General features: G+C 34.0%; 25 protein-coding genes. 22 read left to right on the plus strand and 3 right to left on the minus strand.

The features are described 5' to 3' along the window. The first annotated feature begins 4 nt into the window (after positions 1 to 4). The 6 genes from IR010_RS07345 to IR010_RS07370 all read left to right on the plus strand — a co-directional run bounded on the left by IR010_RS07345 (position 5) and on the right by IR010_RS07370 (position 8,698). Positions 5 to 1,060 (plus strand): aldose epimerase family protein, encoded by a 1,056-nt coding sequence (locus IR010_RS07345; RefSeq protein WP_194602826.1) that lies wholly within the window; start codon positions 5 to 7, stop codon positions 1,058 to 1,060. Between the two features lie 5 nt (positions 1,061 to 1,065). Beyond that, positions 1,066 to 2,106: an arabinogalactan endo-beta-1,4-galactanase gene (locus IR010_RS07350; protein WP_029271446.1), complete on the plus strand. Its 1,041-nt coding sequence runs from the start codon at positions 1,066 to 1,068 to the stop codon at positions 2,104 to 2,106. 60 nt (positions 2,107 to 2,166) lie between these two features. Next, the gene (locus IR010_RS07355; RefSeq protein ID WP_194602829.1) at positions 2,167 to 4,509 is read left to right on the plus strand and encodes a glycoside hydrolase family 2 TIM barrel-domain containing protein; all 2,343 of its coding nucleotides are present in this window, start codon (positions 2,167 to 2,169) and stop codon (positions 4,507 to 4,509) included. Next, positions 4,509 to 5,669 carry a galactokinase gene (gene galK / locus IR010_RS07360; RefSeq protein WP_194602832.1) on the plus strand — a complete coding sequence of 387 codons (1,161 nt, stop codon included), beginning with the start codon at positions 4,509 to 4,511 and terminating at the stop codon, positions 5,667 to 5,669. Before IR010_RS07355 ends, galK begins: the two co-directional genes overlap by 1 nt. 17 nt (positions 5,670 to 5,686) lie before the next feature. Continuing rightward, complete coding sequence (locus IR010_RS07365) at positions 5,687 to 6,736, plus strand: UDP-glucose--hexose-1-phosphate uridylyltransferase (protein WP_029271443.1); 1,050 nt, start codon at positions 5,687 to 5,689, stop codon at positions 6,734 to 6,736. 276 nt (positions 6,737 to 7,012) lie between these two features. Continuing rightward, a complete protein-coding gene (locus IR010_RS07370; RefSeq protein WP_029271442.1) occupies positions 7,013 to 8,698 on the plus strand; it encodes a sodium/sugar symporter in 1,686 nt (561 codons plus the stop codon). Positions 8,699 to 8,835: 137 nt separating this feature from the next. Here the strand turns inward: IR010_RS07370 and IR010_RS07375 are convergent, their stop codons facing one another. From IR010_RS07375 to IR010_RS07385, 3 genes are all read right to left on the minus strand, one after another. Next, positions 8,836 to 9,840 carry a type II TA system antitoxin MqsA family protein gene (locus tag IR010_RS07375; RefSeq protein ID WP_194602835.1) on the minus strand — a complete coding sequence of 335 codons (1,005 nt, stop codon included), beginning with the start codon at positions 9,838 to 9,840 and terminating at the stop codon, positions 8,836 to 8,838. A 7-nt stretch (positions 9,841 to 9,847) separates the two neighbouring features. After that, positions 9,848 to 10,201 (minus strand): type II toxin-antitoxin system MqsR family toxin, encoded by a 354-nt coding sequence (locus tag IR010_RS07380; protein ID WP_194567689.1) that lies wholly within the window; start codon positions 10,199 to 10,201, stop codon positions 9,848 to 9,850. A gap of 201 nt (positions 10,202 to 10,402) precedes the next feature. Then, positions 10,403 to 11,653, minus strand: coding sequence for an NAD(P)/FAD-dependent oxidoreductase (locus IR010_RS07385; protein ID WP_194567681.1), 1,251 nt, complete (start codon positions 11,651 to 11,653; stop codon positions 10,403 to 10,405). Positions 11,654 to 11,754: 101 nt separating this feature from the next. Here IR010_RS07385 and hutH point away from each other — a divergent pair, with 101 nt between their 5' ends. The 16 genes from hutH to IR010_RS07465 all read left to right on the plus strand — a co-directional run bounded on the left by hutH (position 11,755) and on the right by IR010_RS07465 (position 26,421). After that, on the plus strand, positions 11,755 to 13,275 hold the full coding sequence (hutH, locus tag IR010_RS07390; RefSeq protein ID WP_029271440.1) for a histidine ammonia-lyase: 1,521 nt from the start codon (positions 11,755 to 11,757) through the stop codon (positions 13,273 to 13,275). 31 nt (positions 13,276 to 13,306) lie between these two features. After that, complete coding sequence (locus tag IR010_RS07395) at positions 13,307 to 14,521, plus strand: WG repeat-containing protein (RefSeq protein ID WP_194567679.1); 1,215 nt, start codon at positions 13,307 to 13,309, stop codon at positions 14,519 to 14,521. Between the two features lie 36 nt (positions 14,522 to 14,557). Next, the gene (gene fabG / locus IR010_RS07400) at positions 14,558 to 15,289 is read left to right on the plus strand and encodes a 3-oxoacyl-ACP reductase FabG (RefSeq protein WP_029271438.1); all 732 of its coding nucleotides are present in this window, start codon (positions 14,558 to 14,560) and stop codon (positions 15,287 to 15,289) included. Positions 15,290 to 15,473: 184 nt separating this feature from the next. Further along, complete coding sequence (locus tag IR010_RS07405) at positions 15,474 to 16,709, plus strand: beta-ketoacyl-[acyl-carrier-protein] synthase family protein (RefSeq protein WP_029271437.1); 1,236 nt, start codon at positions 15,474 to 15,476, stop codon at positions 16,707 to 16,709. Beyond that, a complete protein-coding gene (locus IR010_RS07410; protein ID WP_029271436.1) occupies positions 16,702 to 16,956 on the plus strand; it encodes an acyl carrier protein in 255 nt (84 codons plus the stop codon). The genes IR010_RS07405 and IR010_RS07410 overlap by 8 nt, the downstream gene beginning before the upstream one ends. Next, complete coding sequence (locus IR010_RS07415) at positions 16,956 to 17,840, plus strand: lipid A biosynthesis acyltransferase (RefSeq protein WP_194567675.1); 885 nt, start codon at positions 16,956 to 16,958, stop codon at positions 17,838 to 17,840. Before IR010_RS07410 ends, IR010_RS07415 begins: the two co-directional genes overlap by 1 nt. 54 nt (positions 17,841 to 17,894) lie before the next feature. Beyond that, positions 17,895 to 19,535 carry a phytoene desaturase family protein gene (locus tag IR010_RS07420; protein ID WP_194602838.1) on the plus strand — a complete coding sequence of 547 codons (1,641 nt, stop codon included), beginning with the start codon at positions 17,895 to 17,897 and terminating at the stop codon, positions 19,533 to 19,535. 44 nt (positions 19,536 to 19,579) lie between these two features. Then, positions 19,580 to 20,482: a dialkylrecorsinol condensing enzyme DarA gene (locus IR010_RS07425; protein WP_194567671.1), complete on the plus strand. Its 903-nt coding sequence runs from the start codon at positions 19,580 to 19,582 to the stop codon at positions 20,480 to 20,482. A gap of 15 nt (positions 20,483 to 20,497) precedes the next feature. Beyond that, the gene (locus IR010_RS07430) at positions 20,498 to 21,634 is read left to right on the plus strand and encodes a beta-ketoacyl-ACP synthase III (protein ID WP_194567668.1); all 1,137 of its coding nucleotides are present in this window, start codon (positions 20,498 to 20,500) and stop codon (positions 21,632 to 21,634) included. Beyond that, the gene (locus IR010_RS07435) at positions 21,634 to 22,068 is read left to right on the plus strand and encodes a hypothetical protein (RefSeq protein ID WP_029271431.1); all 435 of its coding nucleotides are present in this window, start codon (positions 21,634 to 21,636) and stop codon (positions 22,066 to 22,068) included. The genes IR010_RS07430 and IR010_RS07435 overlap by 1 nt, the downstream gene beginning before the upstream one ends. 5 nt (positions 22,069 to 22,073) lie before the next feature. After that, positions 22,074 to 22,538 (plus strand): ABC transporter permease, encoded by a 465-nt coding sequence (locus tag IR010_RS07440; protein ID WP_029271430.1) that lies wholly within the window; start codon positions 22,074 to 22,076, stop codon positions 22,536 to 22,538. Between the two features lie 23 nt (positions 22,539 to 22,561). Next, a complete protein-coding gene (locus tag IR010_RS07445; RefSeq protein ID WP_194602841.1) occupies positions 22,562 to 22,966 on the plus strand; it encodes a hypothetical protein in 405 nt (134 codons plus the stop codon). Continuing rightward, a complete protein-coding gene (locus IR010_RS07450) occupies positions 22,966 to 23,964 on the plus strand; it encodes a BtrH N-terminal domain-containing protein (protein WP_029271428.1) in 999 nt (332 codons plus the stop codon). The genes IR010_RS07445 and IR010_RS07450 overlap by 1 nt, the downstream gene beginning before the upstream one ends. Positions 23,965 to 24,025: 61 nt before the next feature. Continuing rightward, positions 24,026 to 24,724 (plus strand): ABC transporter ATP-binding protein, encoded by a 699-nt coding sequence (locus IR010_RS07455; protein WP_194602844.1) that lies wholly within the window; start codon positions 24,026 to 24,028, stop codon positions 24,722 to 24,724. Next, a complete protein-coding gene (locus IR010_RS07460; protein WP_029271426.1) occupies positions 24,714 to 25,997 on the plus strand; it encodes an ABC transporter permease in 1,284 nt (427 codons plus the stop codon). The genes IR010_RS07455 and IR010_RS07460 overlap by 11 nt, the downstream gene beginning before the upstream one ends. After that, positions 25,972 to 26,421: an acyl-CoA thioesterase gene (locus IR010_RS07465; RefSeq protein WP_029271425.1), complete on the plus strand. Its 450-nt coding sequence runs from the start codon at positions 25,972 to 25,974 to the stop codon at positions 26,419 to 26,421. The genes IR010_RS07460 and IR010_RS07465 overlap by 26 nt, the downstream gene beginning before the upstream one ends. Positions 26,422 to 26,485: the final 64 nt, after the last annotated feature.

Here is a 26,485-nt window from a genome sequence, read left to right on the forward strand (position 1 = left end):
TAGTATGAAAATAAAACATATATCGCATTTACAAGACCAATCTAATTGCAAATTATTTGGTTTGTTGTCTGATAACGAAGAAATTCATTCTTTCGAATTAACAAATAAAAACGGAATAAAAGTTCAGATTATCAATTATGGAGCGACAGTAACTTCGCTAAAAATTCCGTCCACAAACGGAAAACTGATCGATGTTGTTTTAGGTTTTGATACTTTAGAATCTTACTTACAATCTTATAATTTGCCAAGTCCTCCTTATTTTGGAACCACAATTGGACGTTACGCAGGAAGAATCAATAAAGGAACTTTTACTTTAAACGGCAAAACATTTCAACTGGCAGGAAACAACAACGGAAATACTTTGCACGGCGGCAATGTTGGTTTTGGGAAAAAAGTTTGGAATGTAACGGATCTAGCCGGCGGCGACAATCCATCGATAACTTTTGGACTTTTGAGTGAAAATTTAGACGAAAATTTTCCCGGAGAATTACACGTTTATCTAACGTATACTTTGACAGACGAAAACGAATTAAAACTAGAATATAAAGCAACAACAACTGAAGATACCGTTATCAATTTAACACATCACAGTTATTTTAACCTCAACGGTCACGGTTCGTCTGTTTTAGATCAAGAAATGGTAATTGTTTCTGATAAAATATTAGAAACGGATTCAGATAATATTCCTACCGGAAAATTCACAGATCTTACCGGGCATAATTTCGATTTTAGAAAACCTAAAAACTGTCCGTCTTCAATAGACAATTCATTTGTTATTGAGCCTTCCAAAGAAATTATTGCACAATTATTCAGTTCAGAAACTAATTTAAAAATGAGCGTTTACACAGATCAGCCAAGCGTTCATATTTATGTAGGCGGAAATTGTTTTGATACTCTAAAAGGAAAAGAAAACGCAAATTATAATAAAACAAGCGGCATTTGTTTTGAAACACAAAATTTTCCAGATGCTCCAAATCAGCCGCATTTTCCAAATTCGGTTTTGAAAAAAGGCGAAGAATATCAGCAGACAACGGTTTATAAATTTGAAAATATAAAATAGAATTTATGAAAAAAGTAAATAGCATATTCTTTCTTTTTGCTCTTGCTGTTTTGGTTTCGTGCAGTACTACAAAAGATACTCCGGACTCAAAATCAGACGAAAAAGGTTTTGCAAAAGGAGCTGATGTGGGCTGGCTGCCACAAATGGAAGCAACTGGCTATAAATTTTATGATAGCGACGGTTCTCCAAAAGATTGTCTTCAATTATTAAAAGACCGTGGTATAAACACCATTCGCTTAAGAGTTTGGGTAAACCCGAATAACGATAAAGCGAGCGGTCACTGCAGTCCCGAAGAAACAGTTGTTATGGCGGTTCGAGCTAAAAAAATGGGAATGCGTATTATGATAGATTTTCATTACAGCGACTCTTGGGCCGATCCGGCTAAACAAAAAAAACCTGCAGCTTGGGAAAAACACTCTTTTCCTGAATTGCTGAACGATGTTTACAATCACACTTTCGACGTTTTAACACTTTTGAAAAAAGCTGGAGTTACGCCAGAATGGGTTCAGGTTGGCAACGAAATTCCGGGCGGTATGCTTTGGCCGGAAGGAAGCACCGATAATTTTAGTCAGCTCGCACAATTGCTTAATAAAGGTTATGACGCGACAAAAGCGATTGACCCAAAAATAAAAGTTGTGGTTCATTTGGATGAAGGAAATAAGAGCGAAAAATTTAGATGGTTTTTTGATAAAGCAACGGCAAATAATGTAAAATACGACGTAATTGGTTTGTCCTATTATCCGTACTGGATTAAAACCGATTACCAAAGTACCATTTTAGATTTAGAAAATAATTTAAAAGACATGGCTTCGCGATACAATAAAGAAGTTATGGTTGTAGAAGTTGGCGGTGATTATACTTTAGTGCAAAACACAAAAGAAATGCTCGAAGCTACGATAAAAGCAGTAAAAAGTGTTCCGAATAATAAAGGTTTAGGCGTAATATATTGGGAACCGGAAGGCGAAAAAAGCTGGAGCGGTTATCAATTAAGCGCTTGGCTTTCTGACGGAAAACCTTCACCGGCATTGGATGCTTTTAAAGAATAAATAACAATTAAATTTTACGGTTAAGATTAATGTTTTAATGGTGAAAGAAAAAAAAAGAAAATGAAACTTATTTTTAAATCCATATTCTTCTTATTTCTCCTGAACTTTTCGTTTGGAAGAGCGCAGGCACAATCGCGTACAAAAGTAAATTTTGGTGCCGATTGGGAATTTAAAAGAGAAGAAACTCCAGCTCAAGATTGGGAAAAAGTTACAATTCCGCATACCGCGCGACTTGAGAAATTAGTAGTTATAAAACAATTTCAAGGCATTTCTTGGTATCAGAAAAAATTCAGAACAAACATTTCAAAAGATCAAAAAGCCTTTATTTATTTTGAAGGCGTAATGCAGGAAGCAGATGTTTGGATTAATGATAAAAAAGTAACAAACCATAAAGGCGGTTATTTACCCTTTACGGTTGACGTTACGCCGTATTTGAATGCCAATAATGAAAATATTATTAAAGTAAAAGTCAATAATGAAGACAATCCGGATTTCTTGCCTGGAAAACCTTTAAAAGACTTAGACTTTAATTATTATGGCGGAATTTACAGAAATGTGTATTTAATTACAACATCAAAATTATACATTACAGATGCTGTAAATGCTAATAAAGTGGCCAGCGGAGGAATTTATGTGAACTTTAAAACCATAAACAAAAATGAAGCTTCAGGAACGATTCAGGTTCATTTAAAAAATGAATTTGAAGCAGAACAAAATGCCAGTTTAAAATTTATATTAACCGATAATAAAGGCAAGAAAACAGCATATAAATCAAATAATTTTTCGGTTAAACCGGATTCAGATTTGGTTTTAACTCAAAATATTTCGGTTGCAAATCCAAAATTATGGTCGATTTATAGTCCAAATTTATATCAATTGGAAGTTCAAATTCTTTCGAATAATAAAGTCGTTGATTCTTATTCAGAAAAAATCGGAATTAGAAAATCAGAATTAAAAGCTGATGGTTATTATTTAAACGACGAAAAAATATACATTACAGGAACAAACGAGCATCAGGAATATCCGTATTTGGGATATGCCATTTCTGATGAAGCGCAATATCGCGATGCTGTAAAAATTAAAAATGCAGGTTTTGATTTTGTTCGTATGTCGCATTATCCGCATGCAGAAGCTTTTCTAAATGCCTGCGACGAATTGGGAATTTTAGTTATGAACAGCTTAACGGGCTGGCAGTTTTTTGGCGGCGAAACTTTTCAAAAAAGTGCTTATCAGGACATTCGCGATATGGCGAGAAGAGATCGAAATCATCCGAGTATTGTTTTTTGGGAAGCTTCATTGAATGAAACAGACATGTCTGCTGCATTTATGGCAACAGCAACCAAAACCTTAAAAGAAGAATTGCCTTTTGATCACAACTACAGCGCCAGCTGGATTGATAACGAAAATTACGATTTGTTTATTCCAGCGCGCCAGCACGCAAAAGCACCCGATTATTGGACAAAATACAACAAAGGAAATCGTAAAATTTTCATTGCAGAATATGGCGATTGGGAATACTATGCGCAAAACGCAGGTTTCAATCAAACCGAATTTGCCAATTTAAAAGAAGAGGAAAGAACTTCAAGACAATTAAGAAGCGCTGGCGAAAAAAGACTTTTACAGCAAGCATACAATTTTCAAGAAGCTTCTAATTCTAATAGAAAAGGAAACCAAACTATTGGAGAAGCAAACTGGGTTATGTTCGATTACAACCGTGGTTACAGTCCGGATTTAGAAAGTTCTGGAATCAGTGATATTTTCAGAATTCCAAAATTTGCTTATTACTTTTATCAGAGTCAGAGAGATGCCAGTGTAATTTTAGATAAAAAATTAGTATCTGGACCAACAGTAAATATTGCCAATTTCTGGACACCAGAATCGCCGTTAAACATTACAGTTTACAGCAATTGCGATGAAGTCGCTTTATACTTAAATGATATTTTAGTTGCTAAAGAAAAACCAGCTTTACATACAAACAGCGACAAATTAGAACATGCACCTTTTATTTTTAAAGTACCCGTATTTAAAGCGGGAACATTGCGCGCAGAAGGTTTTATTAACGGTAAAAAAGTGGTTTCAAATAGTGTAAAAACGCCAGAAACAGCTTCGAAAATCGAGTTGAATTATGACCTTTCTTCAAAACAAATTAATTCAGAATTTCCGGATATGGTTTTTGTTTATGCTAAAATTACTGATGCAAAAGGAACGGTTATTCCAACAGCAACAAACGAGGTAACTTTCGTTTTAAGCGAAGGAAATGCTGAAATTATTGGTCAAAATCCAGTAAAGGCAGAAGCCGGAATTGCAACGATTGTTCTTAAAACTAAAGATTTAAAAAAGAAAATAATTTTAAAAGCAACTTCAGAAAAATTAAAAGACAACACTATTACAATTACAAAATAATGAATGACATTTTAATACAAAACACCACAGCCTTTTTTGAGAAATCTTTTGGATCTTCTCCTCAAAAAATTGTGCTTTCTCCAGGTAGAATCAACATTATTGGAGAACATATTGATTACAACGACGGTTACGTTTTGCCCGCTGCAATTGACAAAGTAATTTGTTTTGCTTTTGAGAAAAACAATACCACAGAATCTAAAATAATCGCCATTGATTTAAACGAAGAATTTGAAATCGATTTGACTCAAAAAATCGAATTGAATGATGCCGTATGGACAAATTATATTCGTGGCGTTATTAAACAATTACAAGATAACGGATTTTCTTTTGAAGGTTTCAATTGTGTTTTCAGCAGTAATATTCCGGTTGGTTCTGGATTATCTTCTTCAGCAGCTTTAGAATGCGGCATGCTTTTCGGGATAAAAGAACTTTTCGATTTAAAAATTGAAAAAGTTGACATTGCCCTATTAGGACAAAAAGCAGAGCACTGGGTTGGAATTAACTGTGGTATTATGGATCAATTTTCAAGCGTACACGGACTTGAAAATAAAGTAATAAAACTGGATTGCAACACCTTGGATTTTGAATATCACAATGCCGATTTCAAAGATTATTCTTTGATTTTATTTGACAGCAACGTAAAACATTCGCTTTTTACATCTGAATATAATACGAGAAGAATTGAATGTGAACAAGGTTTGGCAATCATCAAAAACCATTTTTCAGAAGTTAAAAGTTTCAGAGATTGTACTGAAGAACAGCTTTTAAGTATTCAGGATCAATTTACTCCAACAGTTTTTAAAAGAGTTCATTTTGTTGTAAAAGAAATTAACCGCGTAATAAAAGCATGCGAAGCTTTAGACAACGGAAACATCGAACTTTTAGGACAATTGCTTTTCGAAACACATTACGGTTTATCGAAAGAATATGAAGTGAGCTGCGAAGAGTTAGATATGCTTGTAGATACCGCAAAAGCTGACGATGCTATAATTGGTTCACGCTTAATGGGCGGGGGTTTTGGCGGATGCACTATAAATTTAATAAAAAAAGGTAATGAAAATGAGGTAAAAAGTAAGTTTTCAAATCTTTATTTAGATACATTTGGAATTGAATTAAAATTCTATGATGTAAAAATCTCAAATGGAACAACACTACTTTAATACCACAACAAATTACAATGAAAAATTTTGACATTAACGAAGATCCGCACAGGCGCTTCAACCCTTTAATTAACGAATGGGTTTTGGTTTCACCTCATCGTTCAAAACGTCCTTGGCAAGGGCAAAATGAAACCATAACAACAGAAACATTGCCAAAGTACGACCCAACCTGTTACTTATGTCCAGGAAACGTTCGTGCAAACGGAATGAATAATCCAAAATACGAAAGCAGCTTTGTTTTTGAAAATGATTTTGCTGCAATGAAGCAAGACGAAATTATTTTTGAAGAAGATATTAAACATACTTTCTTTAAAGCAAAACCAGAACAAGGAATTTCGAGAGTGGTTTGTTTTTCGCCACGACACGATCTTACTTTACCTGAAATGGAACTTGATGGTATTGAAAACATTATTAGAACTTGGCAAAAAGAATATACCGATTTAGGGAATATCAAATATATTAATCACGTTCAGATTTTTGAAAATAAAGGAAGCGTGATGGGCTGCAGCAACCCGCATCCGCACGGACAAATCTGGGCGCAGTCGTCATTGCCAACACAAGTTGAAAAAACACAAAACAGCCTAAAAGCTTATTTTGACAAAAACAAAAGAACTCTTCTTGAAGATTATCTTCAGGCTGAATTAAGATCAGGAGAACGCATTGTAATCGAAAACGATCATTTTGTGGCATTAGTTCCGTTCTGGGCAATCTGGCCTTACGAAACTATGATTTTGAGCAAAAGAGCTTTTGGTAAAATCACTGATTTAACACCAGAAGAAACAAAATCATTTGCTAAGATTTTAAAACAGCTTACAACAAAATACGATAATTTATTCAGCACTTCTTTTCCCTACTCATCTGGAATTCACCAAGCTCCAACAGATGGATTAGAACATCCTGAATGGCATTTTCATATGCATTTTTACCCGCCTTTATTGAGATCCGCCACGGTTAAAAAATTTATGGTCGGTTATGAAATGTTAGGCGAATCGCAGCGTGATATTACACCTGAGAAAAGTGCCGAAATTTTAAGACAGCAATCAGAAGTGCATTACAAAAGCATTTAAAAATATGCTGGATAAAAAAGCAGATATTAAGACAAAAGTAAAATTTAACATAACAAACTGCTTATAAATGTAAAAAACACATTTGTTGATGGTGCAGATATAGAATTTTATTTTACTTTTGGCTTTCGTTCTTATTTTCATAAAAAAATAACAGAATAAAAACAGATATCATATTTTAATCCAGATAAAACAATAAAAAAACCAGGTTAGGAATTGTCTTAAAAAATGATTTCAAAACCAAATAAACAAACAATCACCTTTAAAATACTACTAACAATGAACCAGAACCTCGCTTTCGCAGATTATGCGGTTTTTATTATTTATTTCATCGTAGTTTCGGTCTACGGTTATACTGTTTATCGAAAACGTAAACAAGACGAGCAAGATGCTAAAGCTTACTTTTTGGCTGAAGGAAATTTAACTTGGTGGGCTATTGGAGCTTCTTTGATTGCTTCAAATATTTCTGCTGAACAATTTATCGGAATGAGCGGTGAAGGTTTCTTTTTAGGAATCGCTGTTGCTGCTTACGAATGGCTTGCTGCTGTTGCCTTAATTATTGTAGCGGTTTGGTTTATTCCTGTATATCTTAAAAATAAGATTTACACAATGCCTCAATTCTTAAAAACACGTTACAACGAATCTACTGCTTTGATTATGGCAGTTTTCTGGTTGTTTCTGTATGTTTTTGTAAATTTAACTTCTATCCTTTATTTAGGAGCTGTTGCTATTAACGGACTTGCAGGCGGTGAATATCTTCACGTGATCATGATCGGATTGGCAATATTTGCTTTGTTTATCTCTTTAGGAGGAATGAAGGTTGTTGCTTATACAGACGTTATTCAAGTTGCCGTTTTAATTATAGGAGGTTTAGTAACTTCATACATTGCCTTAACAACTGTTGGACAATATTTTGGAGTAGGCGAAAATGCAATTGCTGGTTTCAAAGTTTTAATGAGAGAGGCTCCTGAGCATTTCAAAATGATTATCCCGAAACCAACTGCAAATTCATCTCAGCTTGAAATCGACAAATATTTGACTTTCCCAGGTTTGATGTCTTACCTTGCCGGTATCTGGATCATCAACTTAAACTATTGGGGATGTAACCAATACATCACGCAAAGAGCTCTTGGTGCCGATTTACAAACGGCTCGTACAGGTATTTTATTTGCTGGAATGTTAAAATTATTAATGCCATTAATCGTAATGCTGCCTGGTATTGCTGCTTTTGTTCTATATGAAAATGGACATTTACCACAATTAGTTGGAGGAAAAGATGGAGCGTACTCCGCAGTATTAACTTTCTTGCCAACAGGTTTAAAAGGACTTTCTGTAGCGGCTTTGACTGCTGCAATTGTAGCTTCATTAGCTGGAAAAGTAAACAGTATCTCGACTATTTATACTTTAGATATTCATAAAAAATACATTCAAAAAGAAGCTGGCGAAAAACAACAAGTAAACATTGGTAGAATTGCTGTTTTTGCTGCAATGCTTTTAGCTGTTTTATTTACATGGAATGACATCTTAGGAATTGGCGGTGTTGGTGGATTTACCTACATTCAAAAATACACTGGATTTATCAGCCCTGGAGTTTTTGCAATGTTTTTCCTTGGTATGTTCTGGAAAAGAACGACCGGAACTGCCGCTATTGTAGGGGTGATTTTAGGATTTGTATTGTCAGTATTATTCAACGAATATGCTCCAATGTTGTTCGGAAACGAAACATTGTTATATACTGCTTATCCAAACGGAAAAGGTGCTTTCGAAATTCCTTTCCACATTTGTATGGGATTATCATTCTTCTTTACAATGCTGGCTATGATCGGAATCAGTTTTGCAGGACCAAAAGTAAATCCTAAAGCGTTCGAAATAGACGCTGAAATGTTTAAAGTAAAACCACAAACTACAGTTTTAATCGTAATTACATTATTGATTATTGTGGCATTGTACGTTAAATTCTGGTAGTATAATTTTTTACTATATTATTTTTTGAAGACAAAAAGAGGATATCAATTTGATATCCTCTTTTTATTTTTAATAATCTATATTACCTTAAAAATAACGTATTTGAAAATCCTTCTAAACATCTAATTCATTATAATTTAAATATGAATTAAATCAAATCCATAATTATAATTAATTTTATTTTTCCCCTTTTCATTTTCAATCCATGCTTTTTCTTTATGACTAATGTCTTTAATTTGACTTGCATTACAATTTTTAAATTTCACCACGACTTCTTCTAATGATTCTAATTCAATTTCATTAAATAATTCAGAATTAAAGTTTTTAGTAGGAGAAGAAATAAATTTCTCTCCAGTATAGTCACCATAAAATTCAGTTTGCAAATCAACAATTTTTTTATTTGTCATATAATCAAATATTCCGTTAAATCTTACAGGAACAGGTCCATAATTATGAGCCATATACCTAGTTCCACTTATTGAATATCCCGATTTTTTATAATTTAAAAAGTCTGCGTAGAACAATAATTTGTTCATCATAGTTACAGTTGGTAAAAGTTTTTCTGTAAAATAAACAACCATTTCCGATAATTTTTGAATATTTGGTTTTCTATAACCTGAAAAAACATCCGGAAGCATATTTTGAAAGAGCATGCTGACGAACTTGTTTTCATCATTTGTTTCTGATTCTAGTTCTATAGCAGCATCTATTTTTACTAATATTTTACTTTTTTCAAAGTCTTCTAAATCTGTACTTCTTAAAACTAAATCTTTAAAAACAATAGAGTTATTAGAAATAGTTTGAATTAGATTAGCATTTGCCATACTTGGAACCTCTCCTTTTTCATAGTTCCTATAGCTATTTGCTCCAAATCCCAGTATTTGAGACATTTTATTTGCAGATAATCCATACTTTTCCCTAATACTTAGAATTTCATCTGCAAAGAGAATATTATGTTTATCTCTATATTGATTATAAACTTGATTTAGATTTAACTCGTCTATTTCTGTTGTCGTAAATGATTCCTGACTATCTTCACAATAATAACTCAAATGAAAATATTCAAACTCTTCTTTACGGAAAACCACACTTTTTTTATTGGTTTGTAAGGTCATTTCTTTACCTGTAATTGGACTTTTCATAATTCTTCTATTTGATTTTATATGGAAATTTTATAGGATGATCTGCTTTATGAAATGAAATACAGATCGCATTATTGGTACTTTTGGACAAAGTAAGCTTGATGTAAACGTCTTGGGTTTTTATTATTTTTCCGAAAATCCACAATTCTTTTCCATTAAATTGTGTTTCAGGTAGAGGACCTTCACTATAATCCTCAACTTCTAATTGAGCAATTATTTCTTTTCTCGAGTTGGCTGTGATTCCAATATCTGCTAAATCTTGTATACTATTTTTAGCTCTATCTATAAAAAATATATCCCATGTCTTTATTATTTGCTTAAGTTCCTGTAAAAAAGATATGACACTTGCTTTATGAGACATACTAATGATTTTAATAATCACTGCAAAATTACTTGTTTAAAACCAAAAAAGCAACTTTAAAGTTTAATTTATCCATTAAATCAACAATTACGCCACCTTAAAGTTAAGCGTTGTTTATGTTATTTTGAATAGAGAAAGATATAAAAACTGAAAATCATTATTTAAAAAATTCAAATAAACCACAAAAAAAGTCCTGATCACTCAGGACTGACTTTGTTCTTTCTGCATATTCAATAAATACGCCATATTCTTGATCACGTGATCATGTTTTTTGACAAACGGATTTTCTTCATTCCAAACATAACCTGCTAAAACGGAACAAATTTTTTCTTTGACATCTGGATTTTCAGGCTGATGGAAAAACAAAGTCTGAAGGTTTCCAGTGTACCATTCTTTCACGTAAGTGGTAAAAACAGCAATTCCTCTTTTCATATAATCGGTAAATTCAGTTTCCCAATCTACTTCAATTCCCTGCGCTTCCTTAATGTATAATTTCGCTGCAAGCATTCCAGATTCTGTCGCAAAAGCAACTCCAGAAGAAAAAACCGGATCTAGAAATTCAGAACTGTTTCCAGTCAAAGCAAAACCATCTCCGTACATTCTTTTAACGGCTCTTGAATAATTTTCGAGTTTTACCGGTTCAAATAAAAATTCCGTTCCTTTAAATCTTTTGATATAATAATCAGACTTCTGAATTGCATTTTTCAAAGCTTCCGCATTGTCTTTATTTTCAGAAAGCGAATTGATAAAATCCGTTGGCCCTACAACACCTAAACTTGTATTTCCATTAGAAAACGGAATTACCCATAACCAAACTTCCGTTTCCAGAATATCGAATGAAATCTGCGTTCCTTCCTCGCCTTCCGGGCGATTAATATCTTTTACATGTGTAAAAATCGAAGAATGAGGATCAAGTTTCGACGGCGTATCCAAGTCTAAAAGTCTCGGCAAAACGCGTCCGTATCCGCTAGAATCAATAATAAATTTAGCGTGAATTTCTTTTAAATTTCCGGCTGCATCTTTTACAATGGTTTTAGAATTTTTTCCTTCAAAAGAAACTTCCAAAACTTCTGTTTCAAATTCTAAATCAATTCCTTTTCTAATTACTTCTTCCGCCATCGTGTTATCAAAATCAGCACGCGGTACTTGCCAAGTCCAATCCCAGCCTTCGCCAAATTTCTGACTGAAATCGAAAACACAAATTTCTTCTCCCCTAATAAAACGAGCACCTAATTTTTTCTCGAAATTCATCGCATCGAGGCTTTCAAAAAGTTCAGCTTCGGCAAAATGATCCATCACTCGCGGAATTAGGCTTTCGCCTACCACAAGCCGTGGAAATCTAGCTTTTTCTACTACTTTTATCTTAATGTTATTTTTATGAAGATAAGATGCCGAAACGCATCCCGAAGGTCCTGCACCGATCACCAAAACATCAACAAACTCCTTTGTCATAATAAAAATGTTATCGATTATTAACTTACATTTGCGCTTATCAAAATAACTACATTTATTTTGATAAATAAAATTAAATTAGCACAACCAAAAACAATTTAATGAATACAATTAATGAATATCTAAGTTTAGCAGAATTCGAGTCTATAATTTTTGGCAATAACAAAGTTACCATCAGCGATGTAGTTCTAAATCGAGTAAACGAAAGCTTTAATTTTCTGAAAGAATTTTCAGGAAATAAAATAATATACGGTGTAAATACTGGTTTTGGACCAATGGCTCAATATCGAATTAAAGAGTCAGACCAAATTCAGCTGCAATATAATTTAATTAGAAGCCACTCTTCGGGAACCGGAAAACCTTTAAGTCCGGTTTGTGCAAAAGCGGCCATTTTGGCTCGTTTGAATACGCTTTCATTAGGAAATTCTGGAGTTCATCCTTCTGTAATTCATTTGATGGCAGAATTAATCAACAGAGATATTACGCCTTTAATCTTTGAACATGGCGGTGTTGGTGCCAGCGGTGACTTAGTTCAATTATCTCATTTAGCTTTAGTTTTAATTGGCGAAGGCGAAGTTTTTTATAAAGGCGACAGAAGACCAACTCCTGAAGTTTTTGAAATTGAAGGATTAAAACCAATTCAGGTAGAAATCAGAGAAGGATTGGCTTTAATCAACGGAACTTCTGTAATGACCGGAATTGGCGTTGTAAATGTGCATCACGCTAACAAATTATTAGATTGGTCTCTAAAATGTTCTTGTGCTATAAACGAATTGGTGCAGGCTTATGATGATCATTTTTCTGAAGAATTAAATCAAACCAAAAGACATAAAGGACAACAGGAAGTAGCTTTAAGAATGAGACAAAATCTTTCTGACAGTACTTTGATCCGCAAAAGAGAAGATCATTTATATTCTGGAGAAAATACAGAAGAAATTTTTAAAGAAAAAGTTCAGGAATATTATTCATTAAGATGTGTGCCCCAAATTCTTGGACCGGTTTTAGAAACGATTAATAATGTTGCTTCGATTTTAGAAGACGAATTTAACTCAGCAAACGACAACCCAATTATCGACGTAAAAAACAAACATGTTTACCACGGAGGAAATTTCCACGGTGATTATATTTCACTTGAAATGGATAAACTGAAAATTGTTATTACGAAATTAACGATGCTGGCAGAACGTCAATTGAATTATTTATTGAATTCAAAAATCAACGAAATTCTTCCTCCATTCGTGAATTTAGGAACTTTAGGATTTAATTTCGGAATGCAGGGTGTTCAGTTCACCGCAACCTCAACAACTGCAGAAAGCCAGATGCTCTCGAACCCAATGTATGTTCATTCAATTCCAAATAACAATGACAATCAAGACATTGTAAGTATGGGAACAAATGCCGCAGTGATTACATCAAAAGTTATCGAAAATGCTTTTGAAGTATTAGCAATTGAAATGATTACGATTGTTCAGGCAATTGACTATTTAGCTCAAAAAAATAAAATTTCATCGGTTACTAAAAAATGGTACGGCGATGTTCGAAATATAATTCCAGAATTTAAGGAAGATCAGGTAATGTATCCGTTTGTTCAACAAGTAAAAGATTACCTTATAAATAGTTAAACCGATTATATTAATTTTGAATCTTAAATCCATGAAAAAATCACTACTTTTTTTATTGTTATTACTCATTCAATTCGTTAATAGTCAAGAACTGGCCTTAGTTAAAAAGAATTCAAAATTTGGATATCTTGCTAAAGACGGCTCTTTTAAAATTGAACCTCAATATAAAGCTGCCAGAAGTTTTTCTGAAGGTTTGGCTGCTGTTGAAAATGGCGGAAAATGGGGATTTATAGATGCTAAAGGAACTTGGATAATTCCGGCTGATTTTAAAGATGCCAAAGATTTTAACAGCGGTATTGCAATTGTACAAAAAGACAAAGAGTGGGTTTATATTAATACAAAAGGTGAGATTCAAAAAGCACCGGCTTCTGATAAATTATTTGATTTTAATGATGGTGTTGCTTTCTTTAGACAAAACAATAAAGTAGGATTGATCAACAACAAAATGACCGTTGTTTTAGAGCCAAAATACGATCAGATCAAGTCTTTTGAAAATGGATATGCAAGAGTGGAAAGCAATAAAAAATGGGGAATTATTAATACTGCCGGCAAAGAATTAGTAGAACCTGTTTATGATGAAATTGGAGGCTATTTTAAAAATACAACTTGGGCCAGAAAAGATAAAACTTTCGGACTTGTAAATGCAGGGAAATTTATTCCTGTAGACGGTGCAGAAAAAATCTGGGATTTTGAAACTCAAGATTTGACATTTGCCAAGAAAAACGGAAAAATTGGCTACATTGATATAAAAGGAAATTGGGTAATTCTTCCTATTTACGATAAAGGAAAAGCTTTCTCTAAAAATTTAGCACCAGTACAAGTGGGTTCAAAATGGGGGTATATAAATCCAAAAGCAGAATTTGTTATTCCGCCAACTTATAATGATGCAGAAGTTTTCAGTACAAACGGTTTGGCTCCGATAAAAGAAAGCAATTGGGGATTTATAAATGAATCTGGAAAATTAGTAATCCCTACACAATACGGTATTACTGCAAATGCACTAATTGCTATGTTTACGCAACAAGATAAAGGATTTATTGATGGCGTTGCAAGAGTAAAAAATGAAGGAAAATGGGGGTTTCTTAAACCAGACGGAACCGTATTAAGCAACCAATGGTTTGACAATGCTGAACTATTTTCAAAAACAGAAAAAAGAGAAATAGCTGAAACTCCTGCTGAAAAACCAAAACCAGAAACAAAACCGGCAAAAACAGCAACCAAAACAACAGCTAAAAAGAAGAAATAGCTTTTATTTCCAATAAAAATAAATTCCATATATATAATGAAATGTGTATTAGTAACAGGCGGTTCAAGAGGAATTGGAAGTGCTATTTGTAAAAAATTAGCCGTTGATGCCGACTATCATATTCTGATTAACTACCACTCCAATAAAACTGCTGCTGAAGAAACACTTCTTGAAGTACAGAGATTAGGCGGAAAAGGAGAAATTTTAGGTTTTGATGTTTCTAATTTTGAAGAAGTTCAAACTGTTTTAAATAAATGGCAGGAAGAAAATCCTAGTGCCATTGTAGAAGCAATTGTAAACAATGCCGGAATTACAAAAGATGGTCTTTTTATGTGGATGACTCCCGAAGACTGGAACGGCGTTGTGAACACAAGTTTAAACGGGTTTTTTAATGTAACGCAGTTTTTTATTCAAAAAATGCTTCGAAATAAATATGGCCGAATTGTAAACATGGTTTCGGTTTCTGGAGTAAAAGGAACTGCAGGACAAACCAATTATTCTGCGGCAAAAGGCGCGATTGTTGCTGCTACAAAAGCATTGGCGCAAGAAGTTGCCAAAAGAAATATTACAGTTAATGCCGTTGCACCAGGTTTTATTAGAACGGATATGACGAGCCAATTAGACGAAAAAGAATTATTAAAACTTATTCCGGTAAATCGTTTTGGCGAAGCCGAAGAAGTAGCAGATTTGGTAAGCTTTTTGATTTCTAAAAAATCGAGTTATATTACCGGAGAAATTATTAATATAAACGGAGGAATATATTCTTAAAATTCTAACACATAGAGACCTAGATTTTCTATGGAATAAAGAATACAAAAAAGAAATACATTTCTTTTCACATAGAAAACTATCTTAATTTAAAATAAGTGAAATGCCTTTTTTGAGTTACAAAAGCTGTGTTTCTATGTGTTTAAAAATTACACGTAACGGATAAAAAATTACTTGAAAGACGATGAATAAAAGAGTTGTAATTACTGGAATGGGAATTTATTCTTGTATCGGAACTTCTTTAGATGAAGTAAAGGAATCTTTATACAACGGAAAATCTGGTATTCAGTTTGATTCTGATAGAAAAGAATTTGGTTTTCAATCTGCCTTAACAGGAGTGGTTCCGAAACCAGATCTTAAAAATTTATTGACGCGAAGACAGCGTATGAGCATTGGTGAAGAAACCGAGTATGCTTATATGGCTACAATCGAAGCTTTGAAAAATGCCAATATCGATGATGCCTTTTTTGACAATCGCGAAGTGGGTATTATGTACGGAAATGACAGTGTTTCTAAAGCAATTATTGATGCCACAGATATTGTTCGTGAGAAAAAAGACACCGCTTTAATTGGTTCTGGAGCGATTTTTAAATCGATGAATTCTACCGTTACGATGAATCTTTCAACGATTTTTAAACTTCGAGGCATCAATCTTACGATAAGTGCGGCCTGCGCGAGCGGTTCACATTCTATTGGATTGGCTTATTTCTTAATAAAAAGTGGTTTTCAGGATATTATTATCTGCGGAGGCGCACAAGAAATCAACAAATATGCAATGAGCAGTTTTGATGGTTTGGGTGTTTTTTCTTCTAGAGAAAATGATCCGGAAAAAGCTTCTCGACCTTTTGATGCTGATCGTGACGGATTGATTCCGAGTGGCGGCGGTGCCACTTTAATTCTCGAAAGTTACGAATCTGCCATTGCAAGAGGCGCAAATATTATTGCTGAAGTTGTGGGTTACGGATTCTCATCAAACGGCGGTCATATTTCAACACCAAACGTTGAAGGCCCGTCTATAGCCATGCAACGAGCGCTTGATGATGCTCAATTAAAAGCAAATGACATCGAATATATTAATGCACACGCTACTTCAACTCCGGTTGGAGACGGTAATGAAGCAAAAGCAATTTTTGAAGTTTTTGGAGAAAAAAATCCGTACGTAAGTTCTACAAAATCAATGACTGGCCACGAATGTTGGATGGCTGGAGCCAGCGAAGTGATCTATTCTATCCTCATGATGCAAAACGATTTTATAGCGCCAAACATCAATTTGGAAAATCCAGATGAAGATGCTTCTAAATTAAATTTGGTCAAAACTACTTTAAACAAAAAATTTGACATATTTTTGTCCAATTCCTTCGGATTCGGAGGAACCAACTCTGCGTTGGTTGTTAAAAAGTTTAAACTGAATGATGAATAAAGAAGAGATAATAGCAAAAATTAATGGTTTTTTGGTTGATGAATTTGAAGTTGACAATGATGACATTGAACCGGATGCTAATTTGAAAGACACACTTGGATTAGATAGCTTAGACTATGTAGATTTGGTAGTTTCTATTGAAGCTAACTTTGGTGTAAAGCTGGTTGAAGTTGATTTCGTTGGAATTGCTTCTTTTCAAAACTTTTACGATCTCATTGAAAACAAATTAAAAGCTAAAGCTGCTTAATGAGTCAATGGGATGGCAAATCAAAAGGAACTGTTTTAGGGTATAGAATATTTGTTTTTTTAATACAAAAAGCAGGTATAAGGGCTGCCTATGTTTTACTTTATTTTGTTGCTTCTTATTATTTTTTATTTCTAAAGAAAAGCAACAAAGCCATTTCTTATTATTTTAAAGAAAGACTGCAGTACTCCAATTTCAAAGCTAAAAAAATGGTTTTCAAAAGTTACTTTACTTTTGGGCAAACCATTATTGATAAAATTTCCATTTCTGCAGGAATGCGGAATAAATTCACCTATGAATTTGACGGAATTGATATCCTGAAAAGACTTTTGGCAGAGAAAAAAGGCGGTGTCCTGATTAGTGCCCACATTGGAAATTTTGAAATCGCCGAGCATTTTTTTGGCGAAATTGATCTTGATTTTCAGATCAATTTAGTCACTACAGATTTAGAGCATTCTGCTATTAAAAATTATTTAGAAAGCGTCACCAAAAAATCAAGCGTAAAATTTATTATTATCAGAGACGATTTATCGCATATTTTTGAGATCAACGCCGCTTTGGCAAACAACGAGTTGGTTTGTTTCACTGGCGACCGTTATTTTGAAGGCACAAAATCTCTATCTGATAAAATTCTAGGTCAGGAAGCCCACTTTCCTGCCGGTCCATTTTTAATTGCTTCCAGATTAAAAGTTCCTGTAGTTTTTGTTTATGTAATGAAAGAACCCAACTTACACTATCACTTATACGCACGCGAAGCTGTAGTCAAACACCGTGATGAAAAAGGTTTACTAAAAGCCTATATCGAAAGTTTAGAATCGATGCTGGAAAAATATCCGCTGCAATGGTTTAATTATTTTGATTTTTGGAATCAATTAAAAATAAAGTAAAATAATATCATTTAAAATCGTTCTTTTATACTTTAGCAATTCTTAAAGCAAAGTATGCAGGAGTTTGATACGATTATTATAGGTTCAGGAGTAGGTGGATTGGCAACTGCAATATGTCTGGCAAGAGCAGGACAAAAAGTTTTGGTACTCGAACAACATTATGTTCCTGGAGGCTGGAGTCATAGTTTTACCTTAAAAGGACAACGTTTTAGTCCCGGCGTTCATTATGTAGGACTTCTGGAAGAAGGACAATCAACTAACGAATTGTATCGCGGTTTGGGAATTGCCAATGACATGGTTTTTTTCCGAATGAATAAAAATGCCTATGAGCATTGTCTCATTGGAAACGAAACTTTCGATCTTCCGGCAGGCCTCGATAATCTTAAAAAAATACTTTCTGCTCATTTTCCGCACGAAGAAAAAAACATAAAAGAATATCTTTCACTTGTTCAGAAAGTGAGTTATGAACTGCAGCTTATTCCTAAATTAAAAGGTTTCTGGCAAAATATTACCGTTCCGTTTCGAACGAAGCATTTTGGAAAATTTGCCTTATTCCCTTTAAAAAAAGTAATTGGATGGCATGTTAAAGATCCAATGCTAAAAGCTGTTCTGAATATTCAGTGCGGCGATCACGGACTTTCTCCAAGCCGAGCCTGTTTTCCGGTACATTGTTCCGTAATGAACCATTATTTTGACGGTGGTTTTTACCCAATGGGAGGTGGTGGCGGTATCGTAAAAGCCATGACTAACAGCATAAAGAGAAATGGCGGTGAAATAAGAATCAAACAAAATGTAAGCAAAATCATTGTCGATCATAACAAAGCTATTGGCATAAGGCTTGAAAATGGAGAAGAAATATTGGCCAAAAATATTGTTTCAAATGCAGATCCTTCCATTACTTATTTAAATTTAATAGATAAGAAACATTTAAGTAAATCGCTTCTTAAAAAACTGGACAAAACGAAATATTCTGTTACTTCTCTCATTTTATTTTTGACTCTAGATATAGATGTAACACTCTACGGAATTGATTCCGGAAATATCTGGATGATGAAAGATGAAAACGACGATGCTAATTTTGAACATTTAATGAGCGATACAATTGCCACTGGAGATTCATTCCCTTCTATTTTTATGAGCTGTACCACGCTCAAAGATCCAGCAAGTTTTAACGGACGATATCATAATTTTGAAATTGTAACGTATGTGAATTACGATCATCTAAAAGATTTTAATGGTTTAGAAGATTATCATAATGAAGACTATAAAAAGTTTAAAGAAAAGATTATAGATAAACTGATGAACAATCTCGAAAAGATAATTCCGAATGCCAAACAGCACGTCATTCAAGCCGAATTAGGAACTCCAAAAACCAACGAGTTTTATATAAATTCGACAAAAGGAAATGTCTACGGAACTGAAAAAACACTAAATCAAGTTGGTCCCTTTTCCTATAAAAACAAAACCGAAATTGAAAATCTATTTCTCTGTGGCGCTTGTACGCTGTCTCACGGTGTTGCCGGCGCTACATATTCTGGCGTTGCGGCAGCTGCAATGATTTTAGGATGTACCTCTGACGATTTATTAATTGAAGATAAAAATCAAAAAATCCGAATTTATGATGCTGAAGATGCTTCAACTTGGCCAGATTGGATTCACACAAAACGAACAGACAAATTAAGAAAATTCATTTAAATAAAAATACTTATTTTTGCTAGCAACCAAAGACTTTCAACCAAATGAAAAATGTTCTCGTTATTTATTATTCTCAGTCTGGACAACTAGAATCGATTGCACGAAATATTGCAAAACCGTTTTTAAATTCAGATGAAATAAAAGTAACTTTTCACGAAATTCAATTAGAAAAACCTTTTCCTTTTCCGTGGGACAAAGCTTCTTTTTTTGAGGCTTTTCCAGAATCATTTCTACAGATTCCGACAGCTTTAAAACCTGTTTCTGAAGAAATTTTGAATACAAAATTCGATTTAGTTCTTTTGCATTATCAGGTTTGGTTTTTATCGCCTTCAATTCCGATGAACTCTTTTCTAAAAAGTGCCGAAGCTAAAACTATCTTAAACCACACGCCTGTCGTTACCATAAATGGTTCAAGAAACATGTGGATTATGGCGCAGGAAAAAGTAAAAGTTTTATTGCGTGATGCGAATGCAAAATTGGTGGGAAATGTTGCTTTGGTAGATCGCGTTGGAAATTTAATCAGTGTAATAACAATTGTACATTGGATGTTTTCTGGAGTAAAGAAAAGGTATTTGGGATTTTTTCCACTGCCGGGAGTTTCTGATAAAGACATTCAAGAATCTGATAAATTTGGAGAAGCGATACTTTCGCAATTTGAACAAAATAAATTAGAAGATTTACAACCAAAATTAACAGCATTAGGCGCCGTAAAAATCAGTTCTTATTTGGTTACTGTTGACAAAACAGCTAACAAAATTTTTAATAAGTGGTCTAATATCATCCATAAAAATCAAAAAAACAGAAAAATGCTTCTTAAAGTATTTAATGTTTATTTATTGCTTGCAATATGGCTAATCTCGCCAATAGTGTATATATTGCACCTTATTACCTACCCATTTAAGTTGAAAACCATAAAAAAAGAAACTCGATATTATCAAGGAGTTTAGAAGAAGGATTAAATTATGTTTGACGTATATATTACCAGAGCTGCAAAATATTTGCCAAATGAAGCTGTTTCAAATGATGAAATGGAAGCTTACTTAGGCCTAATAAATGATACTGCCTCAAAAGCAAGACGTATTATTTTGCGAAATAATAAAATTACAAGCCGATACTACGCCGTAGACAAAACAGGAAAAAGCACACATACCAATGCTGAATTAACCCGAAATGCAATTGTACAATTGTTTGATGAAAACTTTACAGATCAAGATGTAGAGGTTCTTTCTTGCGGTACTTCGTCGCCAGACGTTTTGGCACCGTCGCATGCTGCAATGGTTCACGGTTTATTAAAAAACAGATCCGTAGAATTAAATTCGTCTATGGGTATTTGCTGTTCTGGAATGAACGCATTGAAATATGGTTTTCTTTCGATTCGATCAGGAAATTCTAAAAACGCGATCTGCACAGGATCAGAAAAAGTTTCGACTTGGCTTTCATCTCCAAAATATAAGCATGAAATCATCAATTTAAAAAACCTTGAAGAACAGCCCATTATTGCTTTCAAAAAAGATTTTCTGCGTTGGATGTTATCGGACGGCGCTGGTGCTTTTTTATTAGAAAATAAACCAAGCAACAACGGCATTTCTTTAAAAATAGAATGGATGGAAGCATATTCATACGCGTTCGAATTAGAAACGTGTATGTACGCCGGCGGCGATAAATTAGAAAATGGCGAAATCCAGCCTTGGAGCGATTACCATCCAGAACAATGGCTTAAGGAATCTGTGTTTGCCGTAAAACAAGACGTAAAACTGCTTGATGAATTTATTTTGCCAAAAGGCGTAGAAAGTATGAGCGATGCGATGGCAAAGCATAATATTACTGCACAAGATGTTGACTATTTTTTACCACACGTTTCTTCTCACTTTTTTGTTGAAGGACTAAAAAAAGGATTGAACGAAAAAGGAATTGTACTTACCGATGAAAAATGGTTTATGAATCTTTTGAGAGTGGGTAACGTGGGTTCTGCTTCGATTTATATTGCACTTGAAGAATTAATAAACTCAGGAAAATTAAAAAAAGGAGAACGTATTTTATTGTCTGTTCCTGAAAGCGGCAGGTTTTCATTTGCTTATGCTTATTTAACAGTTTGCTAATGGAAACTGAAATTCTCTTAGAAAAAGAAGCTGTCGAAAATCTTCTGCCTCAAAAGTTTCCTTTTGTAATGGTAGATCGCCTATTTTCTTATTCTGAAACTTCATTGGTTGCAGGTTTGAAAATTAAGAACGACAATATTTTTGTAGAGGAAAACACTTTTTTAGAAGCAGGCTTAATCGAACATATGGCGCAGTCTGTTGCGTTGCATACAGGATATCAGTTTTTTTTGAAAAACGAAATTGCTCCTACCGGATATATTGGTTCTATCAAAGAAATTGAAATTAAAAAACTGCCAAAAACCAACGATACAATTCAATCAACTATTACGATTTTACAAGAATTTGCCGGAATTACTTTGGTTAATATTGCAACTTTTTTAAATAATGAAGAAATTGCAAACGGACAGATGAAAACCGTTTTAGCAAAACAATAAAACGTATGAAAGCTGGAGTTGACATACAAAATTATTTACCTCATCGCGCGCCGATGCTTATGGTCGATTTAATTTTAGATATTGATGCCAACTTTGTAGAAACTATATTTTTAATTAAAGAAGACAATATTTTTGTTGATAATGACATTTTTATTGAAGCCGGCTTAATCGAAAATACGGCGCAGACCTGTTCATCAATTGTCGGGAAAAAATATTTTTTTGAAGATGACGGAACCGAAAATGAAAACGTAAATGTTATTGGTTTTATCAGCGCATTAAAAAATGTAAAAATATATTCATTGCCTAAAGTTGGTGATTCTATCACAACAAAAGCAACTTTGGTATCGAAATTTGTTGGCGACGATTATACTTTATGCACAATGAATTGCGAAAGTTTACTCGAAGACGAAAAACTTTTAGAATGCGAAATTAATTTGTTCATTCAAAAGACGATTTCGACAACAACATAATTCTAATCGAAAACTAAACCGTCATGGAAAAAGAAAATGTACCACAGCACGATGGAAATTTGAGCAAAAAAAATCTCAAAGAATTAGTTTATGCTACGGATGAAAACGGTAATTATACAACGGCTCTAAGCACGGGCTGGGAACCAAAAGCAATTGCGCTTTCTAACGCGATCGACGATATAAAAGAACGTGCCGAAGAAGCAAAACTGAAAGTTCAAAACGGAGAATTGAGTCCGATTTGTTATTATATGGAACTCAATAAAATGGATCTTACGATTCTTGCAGGATATGTAGGAATGTGGAAATGGCGCGTAAAAAGACATTTTAAGCCAGCCGTTTTTGCTAAATTGAGTGATAACATTTTACAAAAATATGCCGATGCTTTTGAGATTTCAATAGCCGAATTAAAAAACTTTAAAACAGATTAATGCAAGTTACTTTTACACATCATCAATCTGCTCATTGTGAAAATGGAGTAGCGTCAAACCTCTTAAAAAACAACGGACTGAATATCAGCGAACCGATGATTTTTGGAATTGGTTCTGGACTTTTATTTGTGTATTTGCCTTTTATAAAAGTCAATCACGCGCCGGCAATCAGTTATAGAACTTTGCCTGGACAGATTTTTAATAAGGTTGCAAATCGTTTAAATTTAAAAATTAAAAGACAAAAATTTTCTTCGGTAAGCAATGCTAATAAAGCTTTAGAAGAAAATTTAAAAAACAATATTCCAACCGGATTACAAGTTGGTGTTTATCATTTGAGTTATTTTCCTGATGAATACCGCTTTCACTTCAACGCGCACAATTTAGTTGTTTACGGCAAAACCGAAACCGATTATTTAATAAGCGATCCAGTAATGGAAACCGTTACGACTTTAACACACGATGAATTAGACAAAGTACGTTTTGCAAAAGGTGCATTTGCACCAAAAGGACAAATGTATTATCCAATTCAGATTCCGAAAGAAGTTGATTTTAAAAGTGCGATCATCAAAGGAATCAAAAATACCTGCCGTGATATGCTGGCGCCAATGCCAATTGTAGGCGTGCGCGGGATTAGATTAGTTTCAAGACGAATTAGAAAATGGCCTGTAAAACATGGTGTCAGAAAAGCCAATCATTATTTGGCACAAATGGTGCGCATGCAGGAAGAAATAGGAACTGGAGGTGGCGGTTTTCGTTTTATTTATGCCGCATTTTTGCAGGAAGCCTCGGTTGTTTTAGGTAATGACGAATTGAAAGTACTTTCTAAAGAAATGACTCAAATTGGAGATTCTTGGCGCGATTTTGCCGTAGAAGCTTCGAGAATTTATAAAAATAGAAGTGCCAAAGAAGACGCTTACAATGCCATTGCCGATGATCTTTTAGACATCGCCAATCGAGAAGAAATCTTTTTCAAAAAACTAAAAAAAGCAATCAGCTAGACATATTTTGCAATCCATTATAAAAATAGAATCGCTTTCGAAAAAGTACAAAAGTGCAGAAATGTATTCTTTGAACGATGTTTCGCTGGAAATAAAAGAAGGCCAGATTTTCGGATTATTAGGTCCGAATGGTGCCGGAAAAACAACTTTGATTTCAATGCTCTGCGGTTTAATAAAACCAACTTCAGGACATTTTACAATTGATGATTTGAATTACACTGATCATTCTTCAAAAATCAAAAAAATAATTGGTGTTGTTCCTCAAGAATATGCATTGTATCCAACACTGACAGCTCGTGAAAACTTGCATTATTTTGGAAGCATGTATGGTTTGAAAGGTTCAAATTTAAAAGATAAAGTAATCGAAACTTTAGATCTTCTAGGTTTATTAAAATTTGCCGACAAACGTATCGAAACTTTTTCAGGTGGGATGAAACGACGCGTCAATTTGATTGCTGGAATTCTGCACAATCCTAAAGTTTTGTTTTTAGATGAACCAACCGTTGGTGTTGATGTTCAGTCTAAAAATGCCATTTTAGATTATCTTAAAGTATTGAATCAAAACGGAACTACGATTATTTATACCTCACATCATTTGGCTGAAGCCGAAGATTTCTGCACGAATATTGCCATTTTAGATCAAGGCAAAATTTATGCGCAAGGAACGCCATCAAGTTTGATTGAATCAACTCAGGAAGCGAGAAATCTCGAAGAAGTTTTTATTTCATTAACTGGTAACGACTTGAGAGATGATATATAAAATTTGGATGTCGATAGTAAAAGAATTCTTGTTGCTGAAACGAGATTTAGGCGGCTTGATTATTTTATTTATAATGCCGTTGGTTTTGGTAATTACGGTAACTTTAATTCAGGATAGTACTTTTAAAACCGTAAGCGATACTAAAATTCCAATTTTATTAGTCGATAACGACAAGGGTTCTGTTTCGAAAACAGTTTTTGAAAACCTGGAAAAAAGTCAATTATTTAGCGTTGTCACTCAAATCGACAACAAACCAATTACAGAAGACGTTGCCAGAGAAAATGTCTACAAAGGAAAATTTCAATTGGCAATTGTAATCCCGAAAAACCTAAGCGTTGATTTACAGGCAAAAGTAGATCAGAATGTAGAAAACATTGTCAGTAAAATGGGTTTCACAGACAGCGTTGCCAAACCAGAAAAACCAAAAGTAATTGAGCAAAAAGAAGTAAAACTTTATTTTGACCCGGCGGTTCAATTGAGTTTCAAAAATTCTGTAATGAGTTCTATAGATAAAATGATCTCTCAAATCGAAACAAAATCCATTTACACCACTTTTCAAAATCAATTGGGCGAAGAAAATACCAAATTTGACCAGAAGAGTTTTATTACTTTCAAAGAAATAATTCCAAAAATAAACAACAAAGAAGTGTTGCCAAATTCGGTACAGCACAACGTTCCGGCTTGGACACTTTTTGCGATCTTTTTTATCGTGATTCCGTTGTCTATCAATATTGTTAAAGAAAAATCTCAGGGAACATTTGTTCGATTGCTGACCAATCCGGTCTCTAATTTAATCGTCATCATCGGAAAAACAATCACATATTCTCTCATTTGTATGATTCAGTTTTACATGATGGTTGCTGTTGCGATTTTCTTATTTCCGCATATTGGTTTGCCTTCATTAAATATCGAAGGACATTTATTTTTAATGAGTGTCGTCGCTTTATTTTCAGGTTTTGCTGCCATCGGATTCGGAATTTTATTAGGAACTGTTGCGAACACACAAGAACAATCTGCCCCGTTTGGCGCGACAAGCGTTATTATTTTAGCTGCAATTGGCGGTGTTTGGGTTCCTGTGTTTGTAATGCCAAAAATTATGCAAATTGTGGCCAAATCATCGCCAATGAATTGGGCATTAGAAGCATTTTATGATGTTTTACTGCGCAACGTTTCTTTCGTCGAAATCATTCCAAAAATAAGTTTGTTATTTTTGTTCTTTATAATCACAACTTCCATCGCATTATTTTATGACAAAAAGAAAAGAACAGTATAACGAGGTCGCTTCCCTAAGCGTTACGCACGAAATCAGAATTCGTTTTAACGAAACTGATCCGCTCGGAATCGTTTGGCACGGCAATTATATTACCTATTTTGAAGATGGACGCGAAGCCTTTGGACGTGAACACGGACTTACGTATTTAGATATTGCAGCAACTGGCTACACAACACCAATCGTAAAATCGAAATGCGAACATAAATTGTCTTTGCGCTACGGCGATGTTGTAACAATTGAAACAACAGTTGTCGATACGCCTGCAGCCAAAATGATTTACCGTTTTAAAATTATTGATGCCAAAGGTGAGATTGCCTGTACCGGCGAAACTGTTCAGGTTTTTTTAGATAAAGAAGGGAATTTAATGCTGACAAATCCTCCTTTTTATGAAGAATGGAAACGAAAAGTGGGGTTGTTGAAGTAGAACACGAATTTCACGAATTAGCACTAATTTATTTTCGTTGTCTTTTTCGTTTTTCGTTTTCCTG

Source organism: Flavobacterium sp. MR2016-29 (assembly GCF_015350695.1).
GTDB lineage: Bacteria > Bacteroidota > Bacteroidia > Flavobacteriales > Flavobacteriaceae > Flavobacterium.